6 protein-coding genes and 1 other RNA gene are annotated in these 10360 nt (G+C 60.6%); 2 read left to right on the forward strand and 5 right to left on the reverse strand.

The annotated features are described in order from the left end of the window. Positions 1-231: 231 nt before the first annotated feature. Positions 232-2121, forward strand: a complete 1890-nt coding sequence (locus QMX85_RS22555) for an SIR2 family protein (protein ID WP_282344672.1) — start codon at positions 232-234, stop codon at positions 2119-2121. After that, the gene (locus QMX85_RS22560; RefSeq protein WP_079392071.1) at positions 2121-3572 is read left to right on the forward strand and encodes a nuclease PIN; all 1452 of its coding nucleotides are present in this window, start codon (positions 2121-2123) and stop codon (positions 3570-3572) included. The genes QMX85_RS22555 and QMX85_RS22560 overlap by 1 nt, the downstream gene beginning before the upstream one ends. Here QMX85_RS22560 and QMX85_RS22565 read toward each other — a convergent pair whose 3' ends face one another. The 5 genes from QMX85_RS22565 to lldD form a co-directional block, all read right to left on the reverse strand. Then, positions 3573-4829: an integrase domain-containing protein gene (locus QMX85_RS22565; protein ID WP_282344675.1), complete on the reverse strand. Its 1257-nt coding sequence runs from the start codon at positions 4827-4829 to the stop codon at positions 3573-3575. 185 nt (positions 4830-5014) lie between these two features. After that, positions 5015-5373: a transfer-messenger RNA gene (ssrA, locus tag QMX85_RS22570) on the reverse strand. A gap of 122 nt (positions 5374-5495) precedes the next feature. Further along, positions 5496-5774: a hypothetical protein gene (locus QMX85_RS22575; RefSeq protein WP_273234697.1), complete on the reverse strand. Its 279-nt coding sequence runs from the start codon at positions 5772-5774 to the stop codon at positions 5496-5498. Between the two features lie 252 nt (positions 5775-6026). Next, entirely contained in the window at positions 6027-8861 is a 2835-nt protein-coding gene (locus QMX85_RS22580) for an FAD-binding and (Fe-S)-binding domain-containing protein (RefSeq protein ID WP_282344678.1), read from the reverse strand. A gap of 62 nt (positions 8862-8923) precedes the next feature. Next, a complete protein-coding gene (gene lldD / locus QMX85_RS22585; RefSeq protein WP_282344680.1) occupies positions 8924-10093 on the reverse strand; it encodes an FMN-dependent L-lactate dehydrogenase LldD in 1170 nt (389 codons plus the stop codon). Positions 10094-10360 lie beyond the last annotated feature (267 nt).

Consider the following 10360-nt stretch of genomic DNA (forward strand, 5'->3'; position numbering starts at 1 on the left):
TGCGGGTCTGCTTGCGCTTGCCGGCGTACTCGGCGTCGGCGAAGGTCATTTGCTTCATCGGGAAACTCGGGCAACGGGATCGGCGTATTTCACCAGATTCGGGAAGTCTTTTTCAGACCATCCCTAGAGGGCTTATTGCGAGCAGATACTTACACGGTCTGCGTTATTGAGATTAGTTGCAGATTGTTGTTCTATCTCATAGAGACAGGGCATCAGGGAAAGAGCTAGGTTGTGACGAAGTCAGTTCAGACAATGTCGGCAAACAGTTTCGCGACCGCGCTGGCATTAAGGCCGAATCTTGTTGCTTGGTTTCTCGGAGCCGGAGCGTCAGCCGCCTCAGGAATCCCCACGGGCTACGCAATGATTAGGGACTTCAAGGCGCAAATTTTCTGTCGCGAGAACAATATTTCCAAGCGAGAAATCGATACCGGCGATCAAGTCTGGATTGACCGAATCGACGACTTTTTCCGGAGAACGTCGCTCCTGCCTCCTGACGGGGATCCAGCCGAGTATGCGGAAGCGTTCCAGGCTGTCTACCCGCAGCCCAGGCATCGTAGGCAATACATCGACGATGCCATCTCCAAAGGCACACCATGTTTCGGGCATCGGGTGCTTGGAAGTTTGATTGCGGCTCGAAAGGTAGACTGCGTGTTTACCACGAACTTTGATCCGCTGGTCGAAGAGTCAGCACTGTCCGCCAATGCTCTCCTGCCAACGACAGACCAGGCTCGACCAACTGTCGCAGCCATCGACTCAAGTGAGCGGGCAATGCGCTGCTTGAATGAGTCGGACTGGCCATTGGTGGCGAAGCTTCATGGCGACTACCAATCCATCGCCATCAAAAATACCGGTTCGGAGCTGGAGAAGCAGGACGAGCACATGAGGCATGTACTCGTCGAGGCCAGCAAGCGCTTTGGTATGGTGTTCGTTGGTTACAGTGGTCGCGATGCCTCGGTCATGGAGGCGCTAAGCTCTGTTCTGCGAGAGACTGCGCCCTTTCCGAATGGCCTGTACTGGGTCACGTCGTCACCATCTCGGCTTCTCCCTGCAGTTACTCAGTTCCTTGAGCAAGCTCTTCTTCTAGGTGTGGATGTTGCGGTGGTCGAGTGCAAAACGTTTGATGAACTTGCCGCTGAAGTCATCAAGCATATCGATCTGCCTCAGATATTGATGGATAACGTGATGCAGGGGCGAGCATCTCCTCGTCTGATTCCAGTCAACCTGCCTAATGTTGAAGCAAAGCAATTCCCGGTACTCAGGCTTTCCGCACTCCTCATCGAATCGTTGCCAAGGACGGCACGTCGAATAACCCTTTCGAAGGCCACAACGTCTCCTGCTGTTCGAGCTCTGTTGAGAGAGCAACGCTGTAAAGCGATCGTAGCGGCAAACGGCCGAGAGCTGGCAGTATTCGGCGAGGATGAGAAGGTGCTGGTGGCGCTTTCTTCTCTCGGCCCGCAGCTTGCGGGGACTGTGACTCTGGATGCGACTAAGGACAGCTGGGCGCATGGCCTCATCTACGACGCACTAGTCAAGGCTCTATCGCGTCATCGCCCTCTCATTCCAAGGTACAAGCGGTCTGGCCATTCATTGGTTGTCACTGCCTCGCGAGAAGGCGAGGATCCGGAAAGGGCTCTGCAGAGATCGCAGGACCTTACTCAACTTAGCGCTGCTTATGCGAGCTCGCTGACAGGGAGTGTTCCCAAGCTCGGTTTTCCCTTTCATGAAGGTGTCTTTCTGAAGCTAGAGCTGATAGAGGGACGCTGGTGGTGCGGCTTTGAACCGTACACATTTGTGGATATCCCACGGCCTGAACGTCCTGAACAGGCGGTGCAACTCAATTCAGCGAGCACTGGACACGACGCGTTGGGGGTTCCGTTTGAGCTCCGGAGAGGAGACCCTGCTGGTGACTGGCGCAGAGAGCGCTGGGCTCCGAAGTACAACAAGCAGTGGGCGGCGATCATCGACGCATGGGCAATGCTGCTCGCCACAACTCGGGATGGCAAAGTATGCGCCTTTGGTCTCAATGAAGCCGTTGGTATTGACGCGGTGTTTAATATCTCGCGAGTCACTGGTTGGAGTCGACCTGGTCATCATCATCCTTACTTCGATAGGACCAAGTGATGGTTAGTCCCGCGCAAGGATCAAAACTTCCCCCATTCACCTTGCTAGACGAGCCGTTGCTTTCCTTTTCTCCCATGGATGCTGAGCAGGTAGACGTGCATCCGCTCAGAGGGCTCGTCAACTTTGGGCCGTACTCCAAGGGATCCTTTGGCGGATACACCTCACAGATTCGGATTGCAACTGTTGGCCCTGAGAGCGCGTTCAAACGTCGTGGCGAACTGATGGCAGCCCTACGCAATTCATACCAGCCTGGTGACCGATCCGAATATGTTCCTCAATACCCTGGTTTTGAGGCGCTATTTGGCGTGAGGTTAGAGTCCGCACGTGGTGGTGCACATGTCAAATGGCCGGACTCCCTAAATCAGTTCTCCGGTGATGGTGATCCGCAAGCCCGGCTTTTCCAGGCTATGGACGCGGCCCTCCGCCGACTTGACACTATGCGAAATGAGTTCGACGTCGTGTTGGTGCACTTGCCGGATTCCTGGGCTCCGGCGACACGTGCCAAGTTTTTCGATGCGCACGACGCGCTCAAGGCGCTGGGGGCGAAATACAACATCCCTACCCAGGTAATTAATGACCGGGTTTTCTCGTTCAACTACAAGGCATCGCTCGCATGGCGTCTTGCAATCGCACTTTACGTAAAAGCGGCGGGAACACCTTGGAAGCTAGCGCCGTTGAAGGGGGTGCCAGCTGACACGGCATACATCGGCCTCGCCTACGCATTGCGTGGCAATCAACGCGACGCTCACTATGTAACTTGTTGCTCGCAAGTATTTGATATGGATGGTGGGGGAATGCAGTTCGTGGCCTTTGAAGCGCGCGATCCTGTTGCAGATATCGCTGAAGCCCGCCGAAACCCCTTCTTGAGTCGAGATGACATGCGTGCTGTTCTCGCTAGAAGCCTGGAACTCTACCAGGGTCGAAACGGAGGCAATCTACCTAAGAGATTAGTTATCCATAAGACCACCGCTTTCAAGTCGGAGGAGATTGAGGGTGCGTTCGACGCCTTGTCAGGCGTACCGGAGGTTGAATGCATCGAAGTCGGAGCGGCGTCTTGCTGGAGAGGAGTTTGGCTGATTCCGTCTGGTCAACCGAGGCCATTGACCAAGCCGTCTGGTTATCCGGTTCCGCGTGGAACGATGGTCGTTCGCTCGGGAAACTCGGCCCTAGTTTGGGTAGCAGGCAATGCACCGGAGGCGTCCAGTAAAGGTGATTACTACCAAGGGAAGAAGAGCATCCCTAAGCCTCTCCAACTGATTCGCCATGCGGGAAGAGGTTCACTCGAACTCATTGCTCACGAAGCGCTGGCTTTGACGAAGATGGATTGGAATAACGATGCGCTCTACGACCCTGTTCCGGTGAGCATCCGGTATTCGCAGAGATTGGCGCGAACCATTGCCAACGTGCCGGACCTGCCGGGAAACGTTTATCCCTATCGTCTATTCATGTGATTAGCGCATCGATACGACTTTCTTATCTCGGTTTTCCTTGATGGCTGACATCGAAAGGTTGCCGGTAGCTGCTTCCTGGATATGCTCGCTCCACCAAGCCATCATCGGGCGTCTGCGCTCGATGTAGTCCGCCCGGTTGTAGGCGCTACGGACTTCGTCTTTATCTACGTGGGCAAGCGCCACCTCAATCAATTCTGGATCCCAGCCATGCTCGTTGAGGATGGTGCTTGCCATCGAGCGCATGCCGTGGCTCACCAGGCGCCCTTCAAAGCCCATTCGCTTGAGTGCCATGTTGGCGGTCTGGCTGTTGCAGTGGGTGCGAGGATTCCGATCTGCAGGGAACACATATTCACGATGTCCGCTGTAGGGCTTGATCGCTTCCAGAAGCGCGAGGGCCTGCTCCGTGAGCGGGACGATATGAGTACGGCGTTTCTTCATGCGTTCCGCAGGAATCGTCCAGATCTTCTTCTCGATGTCGATGTCCGCCCAGCGGGTGGTCGCAGCCTCGGCTGGCCGGGTCATGGTGTGAAGTTGCCACTCGATAAGGCAGCGGGTCGTTCTTTTGATGCTGGCATTGGCAATCGCCACCATGAGTTCTTTCAGCTCATCAGGGGGGAGTGCCGCCATGTTCTTCTTCTTCGGCTTCTTGAAGACGGAGCGGATCCCACTGAGCGGGTTCGCGTGAATCAGCCCCGAGTTGACCCCGTAGGTCATGATCTCGTTGAGCCGCTGTGTCAGTCGCTTCACTGTCTCAAGACTGCCCTTGGTTTCAAGCGGCCGGAGCAGGTTGATGACTTGAGGGGCATTGATGGCGGAGATCGGCGTGCTGCCCAAGTCCGGGAAGATGTGCAGAGTGAGGGAGCGCCAGATGTCCTCAGCGTAGGCCTGGGTCACCGCATCCTTTTTCAGCTCATACCAGGCCGTCGCCACGTTCTGGAAGGTGTGTTCAGTCGCTGCTTTCTTGGCTTGCTGCACGGCGTCCCGTTTCTCTTTGGGATCGATACCGTGGGCGAGGAGCTCACGTGCCTCAACGGTGCGCTTGCGTGCTTGCGCCAATGAAACTTCGGGGAAGGTCCCAAGGCCCATGTTGATCCGGTTCTTCGTCACCGGGTGCCGGTAGTTGAAGTTCCAGAGCTTTGAGCCATTGCTTCTCACTCGCATTTGTAGGCCGTCACCATCGCTCAGGACGTAGTCCTTCTCTTGAGGCTTGGCGGCTTTTACCTTGAGGTCCGAGAGGCGGGTGGCTTGGGCGCACATGGGGTATTCCAAGAACGGTTTCGGTATTCCAAAAATTACCAGTGGATGGCTTGGAATACCACTTGGAATACCGAATCTCATGGATCCTGCTGGACGCTATCGGATCGTGATGACGCTGGAGGCCCCGTATTTACTGGGTTTAAGGCACAAAAAAAGACGTCCGTGGACGTCTTTAGATGTTGTATTGGTGGAGCCGGGGGGATTTGAACCCCCGTCCGCCAGCTCTCCACTATCGGTTCTACATGCTTAGCCATCTCTACTGAGTTAACTCCGCGCGGCCCGAGTGGCAGGGCGCTTGGAGCGAGCTGTATGAGTTTTAGCCGTTACGTCTACAGCGAACTTGGCGGCGATCCTGTTCTATCTGACTGTCCAGAATCTTCGGGTTTACAGGCATCCCCTATGGACAGCTAGCGGCACTTAGGCGGCTAGAGCGTAGTTGTCGTCGTTGGCAACTATGAATTTGCAACAGTGGATTTACGAGTTCTGTTACCAACTCGGCATGCCCCTCAAGTTTTGTTACCGGCGTCGAATCCTAATCGGCCCCAAATCTGAGCGGTGTAACGGTGTTGCAGTGGCGTAGTCTACGGCAACGGGCCTTCGGCGTCGACCGCTACGCCAGAAAGCCGGCACGTAGCCGGCTTCCTGGGAATACGCAGAACGGCCCGATTACTGGCCGCTGCCGCTGCCGCCGCCGTCACCGGGCGCCTTCATCATTTGCAGTGCCTTGCCGCTGGAAGCGATGCAGGCTTTCTCGTCGCCGGCGTCGCGCGCCTTCATGGCTTCGGCCTTCAGTTCGGCCACTTCGGATTTCATCGGTTCGCCCAGGGTCGGGGCGGTGGTCATGCCGTCGTCGATCTTCTGCAGGTTCACGTCACAAAGGTCACTTGCAGCGAAAACCGGCGATGCCATGAGTGCGGCAGCAAAAACAAGCGCGGTACGTTTCATGTGTTTCTCCTCGGTCATAGATTCGGCACAGGCGCCTTTGGCTTACCCGTTCGACTCACCCTTGGAAGCGCTCTGGATAGAGGTTTTTCGCTTCCGCGGCTGGCCGTTTCGAACAAGTCCTTTTTATTACCGGACTTGCAAAAATGGACTCCGGCGAATTGCCAGGGGTTCATTTTTTTCTCGCGCCGCTTGGCTGAGGTTTGTTTCAGCAAAAAAATGCCCCGTACGTGACGGGGCTAAAGACTTGTACAATCAAACAGTTAGGGGCCTGGCTCGGGGGCGGGAGACGCGGTCGACGAGATACACCAGGCCGTGGTAGTCGATGCCGCCGTGCTGGGTCAGGCCGATTTCGCAGGTGCGACTGGTGGAGATGCCTTCGTCGCAGTGCTGCACCGATTCCTTGAGCGAACGCAGCGAGTGGCCGTTCAGCTCCGGGGTGGTGAAGCCCTTGTCGCCGGCGAAGCCGCAGCAATGGATGCCTTCGGGAATCACCACGGTCTTCGCGCAGCGCTTGGCGATTTCGATCAGCGCCGGGCCTTCGCCCAGGTGCTGGGTGCTGCAGGTGACGTGGACGGCGATCGGCGCTTCCTGCGGGACGATGTCCAGACGGTCGAGCAGGTGGGTGCGGATGAAGCGCACCGGGTCGTGCACGTCGAGGCGTTCGTCGGCGAGCTCCTGGACCAGCCGCAGGGTGCAGGGGCTCGTGTCGCAGTAGATCGGGTCGAGCCCGCCGCGGCTGGCTTCGAGCAATGCGTCGAGGGTTTCCTGGCGCTTGCGGTTGGCCTGCTCGAAGTAGCCCTTGGAGGCGAATGGCTGACCGCAGCAGAGGTTGTCGAGATTCTTCGGGAAGACCACCTGGTAACCGGCCTTCTCCAGCAGCGCGCGGGTCTTGTCGAGCAGCGGCAGCTGTTCCTTGTCGCCGGACGCGGGGCCCATCGCACGCGAAATGCAGGCCGCCAGATAGACCACGCGCGGGCGCTGGTCGGGGTTCGATTCCGGCAGGTTGAGCTTCTGGATCGGCTGCGGCATGGCCGGCGTCCACAGCGGGACGCGGCCTTTGCTGGCCTTGCTCAGCGCGGCGGAGGTCCGGCCCAGCAGCGGCGCGCCGAGCAGCAGCCGCGCGCCATTGGCCACGTGCAGCATGAAGCGGGCGCCAAGCATGGCGGTGCGGAAGTGTTCGGCCGTCCAGGTGGCGGCCTTGGCGTGGTGCGCGTGCACGCTGCGCAGTTTGCGCACCAGTTCGCCGGTGTTGATGCCCACCGGGCAGCGCTGGGCGCAGAGGCCGGTGGCGGCGCAGGTGTCCACCCCGCGGTAGGCGTAGTCGGCTTCCAGCTCGGTGGTGTCGACGCCCGCGCGGTGCCTGGCCTGGATGTCGCGCCACATGACGATGCGCTGGCGCGGGGTCAGGGTCAGCCCGTTGGATGGGCAGACCGGCTCGCAGAAGCCGCACTCGATGCACTTGTCGACGAGGGTGTCGGCGGCCGGCAGCGGCTTGAGGTTCTTCAGGTGAATGTCCGGGTCCTCGGAGAGCACCACGCCGGGGTTGAGGATGCCGTTGGGGTCGAGCAGTCGCTTGAGCGACCACATCAGTTGATAGGCCTCGTTGCCCCATTCCAGTTCGACGAAGGGCGCCATGTTGCGTCCGGTGCCGTGCTCGGCCTTCAGCGAGCCGCCGAACTCCACCGCCACCAGTTGCGCGACGTCCTCCATGAACGCCGAGTAGCGCTGGATCTGTTCCGGCGTCTCGAAGCTCTGGGTGAAGACGAAGTGCAGGTTGCCCTCCAGCGCGTGGCCGAACAGGATCGCCTCGTCGTAGTGGTGTTTTTCCAGCAGTTCGATCAGGCGGTTGACGCCCTCGGCGAGCTGTTCGACCGGGAAGGTCACGTCCTCGATGATCACCGTGGTGCCGGTCTCGCGAACCGCGCCGACGGCCGGGAAGGTGTCCTTGCGGATGGCCCACAGCCGGCCGTATTCCACCGGGTCCTCGGTGAAGTCTACCCGCGCCTCGGTGGGGAAGGGGGCCAGCGAGGCCATGATCTGCCCGAGCTGTTCGTGAAGCAGGCTGTGGCTGGCCGCGCGGGACTCGATCAGCAGGGCGCAGGCCCCCTCGGAAAGCGTCTGCACGAAGGCCGGCATGCCCGGCTTGTCCTGCACCGAACGCATGCTGCGGCGGTCGAGCAGTTCCACCGCGGAAACCGGTTGCTGCTTGAGCACCGGCACCGCGCGGCAGCAGGTTTCCACATCGGGGAAGACGATGAAGGCGGTGGCCTTGTGCGGGTACTCCGGCACGGTGTCGTAGGTCACCGCGCTGATGAACCCCAGGGTGCCTTCGGAGCCGACCAGCAGGTGGTTGAGGATGTCCAGCGGCTGGTCGTAGTCCACCAGCGCGTTGAGCGACAGCCCGGTGGTGTTCTTCAATCGGTACTTGTGACGGATTTTTGCCGCCAGCTCGGTGTTGGCGCGGGTCTGACGGCCGAGTTCGGCCAGCTGTTCGAGCAGCGCTGCATGGGATTGCTCGAAGGCAGCGACGCTGGCCGGGTCTTCGCTGTCCAGCACCGTGCCGTCGGCCAGCACCAGGCGCAGGCCGGCCAGCGTGTGGTAGGTGTTCTGCGCCGTGCCGCAGCACATGCCGCTGGAGTTGTTGGCGACGATGCCGCCGATCTTGGCTGCGTTGATCGAAGCCGGGTCCGGCCCGATCTTGCGCCCGAACGGTGCCAGCCAGGCGTTGGCCTGGGCGCCGATCACGCCCGGCTGCAGGCGGATCTGCGTGCCTTCGCCGCGTATTTCGCGGGCGTTCCAGTGATCGCCGAGGACGATCAGTACCGAGTCGCTGACCGATTGCCCGGAGAGGCTGGTGCCGGCCGCGCGAAAGGTCACGGGGACCCTGGATGCCTGCGCCTGACGCAGCAGCGCGACCACTTCGTGCTCCGACTCGACGCGCACTACCAGCTTCGGAATCAGGCGATAGAAGCTCGCGTCCGTGCCGTAGGCAAGGGTCGATAGCGGATCGTCGAAACGCCGCTCACGCGGGATCAACTGCGCGACGGCGGCGACGAAGTCGGCCGGCAGGGCGACGGACGTGTTCATTCAGGCTCCAGGTTCGGTTGTGGCGGGCCGCGTCGGCGAGGGCGTCGCGCGGCCTCATCGGTTTAGTCGACGTGGCGGGTGGTCTGGTATTCGCCCAGTTCGCGGACCAGCGAATCCGCGCTGATTTCGCTGATGGATTTGGCGCCGGTGAGCACCATCGCCACGCGCATTTCCTTCTCGATCAGGTTGAGCAGGTTGGTCACGCCGGCTTCGCCATCCACCGCCAGTGCGTAGGCGAAGGCGCGCCCGAGCAGTACGGTATCGGCGCCCAGGGCGATCATGCGCACCACGTCGAGGCCGTTGCGGATGCCCGAGTCGGCGAGGATCTTGAGGTCGCCCTTGACCGCATCGGCGATCGCCGGCATCGCCCGCGCGCTGGAGAGCACGCCGTCGAGCTGACGGCCGCCATGGTTGGAGACGATGATGCCGTCGGCGCCGAACTTGACCGCATCGCGGGCGTCCTCGGGGTCGAGGATGCCCTTGATGACCATCGGGCCGTCCCAGAAATCGCGAATCCACTGCAGGTCCTGCCAGGAGATCGACGGATCGAAGTTGGTCGCCAGCCAGCCGATGTAGTCCTCCAGCCCGGTGGGATGGCCGCGGTAGGTGGAGATGTTGCCGAGGTCGTGCGGCTTGCCGTTCAGGCCCACGTCCCAGGCCCACAGCGGATGAGTCATGGCCTGCACCACGCGGCGCATGGCGGCGTTCGGGCCGCTCATGCCGGAGTGGGCGTCGCGGTAGCGCGCGCCGGGAGTGGGCATGTCGACGGTGAATACCAGGGTGGTCACGCCGGCGGCCTTGGCGCGCTCGAGGGCGTTCTTCATGAAACCGCGGTCTTTCAGCACGTAGAGCTGGAACCACATTGGCCGCTTGATCGCCGGCGCGACCTCCTCGATCGGGCAGACCGACACGGTGGACAGCGTGAAGGGGATGCCCTTGGCGTCGGCGGCGCGCGCGGCCTGCACTTCGCCGCGGCGGGCGAGCATGCCGGTCAGCCCGACGGGCGCCAGGGCCACCGGCATCGACAGGGTCTCGCCGAACAGCTGGGTCTCCAGGCTCAGCTCGGACATGTTGCGCAGTACGCGCTGGCGCAGGGCGATGCTGGCCAGGTCGTCGACGTTGCGGCGCAGGGTGTACTCGGCGTAGGCGCCGCCGTCGACATAGTGGAACAGGAAGGGCGGCAGCCGGCGTTTGGCGGCGGCGCGGTAATCGGTAGAGGCGGAGATGATCATGGGTTCATACCGTTTGTAAGATGAGCAGATGAGAGGCGGGCCTAATCACCCACGGGCTGTCCGTGATTGCACGAGAATGCCGGAAGGCCCAACAGCATTGCCGGGCGCGTGGGCATCGGCACTTCGCTGCGACGACCGATGATGCTGGTGATCCCGCATCATTGGTCGTCTCAGGCGGGGTATCGGTTAAGCGGTTTCGCCCCCGCGGGGCCGGGGGGGACGGGGGGGCGGGGCGCGGTGTCTTTTACACATCTGCGCGCCCCCGCG

It is taken from the genome of Pseudomonas sp. PS02288 (assembly GCF_029959715.1).
GTDB classification, from domain to species: domain Bacteria; phylum Pseudomonadota; class Gammaproteobacteria; order Pseudomonadales; family Pseudomonadaceae; genus Pseudomonas_O; species Pseudomonas_O kuykendallii.

Excerpts from the sequence above, each read along its gene's own strand:
- QMX85_RS22560 (WP_079392071.1), top strand. The coding sequence starts at position 2,121 with ATGGTTAGTCCCGCGCAAGGATCAAAACTTCCCCCATTCACCTTGCTA.
- QMX85_RS22565 (WP_282344675.1), bottom strand. The coding sequence starts at position 4,829 with ATGTGCGCCCAAGCCACCCGCCTCTCGGACCTCAAGGTAAAAGCCGCC.
- QMX85_RS22575 (WP_273234697.1), bottom strand. The coding sequence starts at position 5,774 with ATGAAACGTACCGCGCTTGTTTTTGCTGCCGCACTCATGGCATCGCCG.
- QMX85_RS22580 (WP_282344678.1), bottom strand. The coding sequence starts at position 8,861 with ATGAACACGTCCGTCGCCCTGCCGGCCGACTTCGTCGCCGCCGTCGCG.
- lldD (WP_282344680.1), bottom strand. The coding sequence starts at position 10,093 with ATGATCATCTCCGCCTCTACCGATTACCGCGCCGCCGCCAAACGCCGG.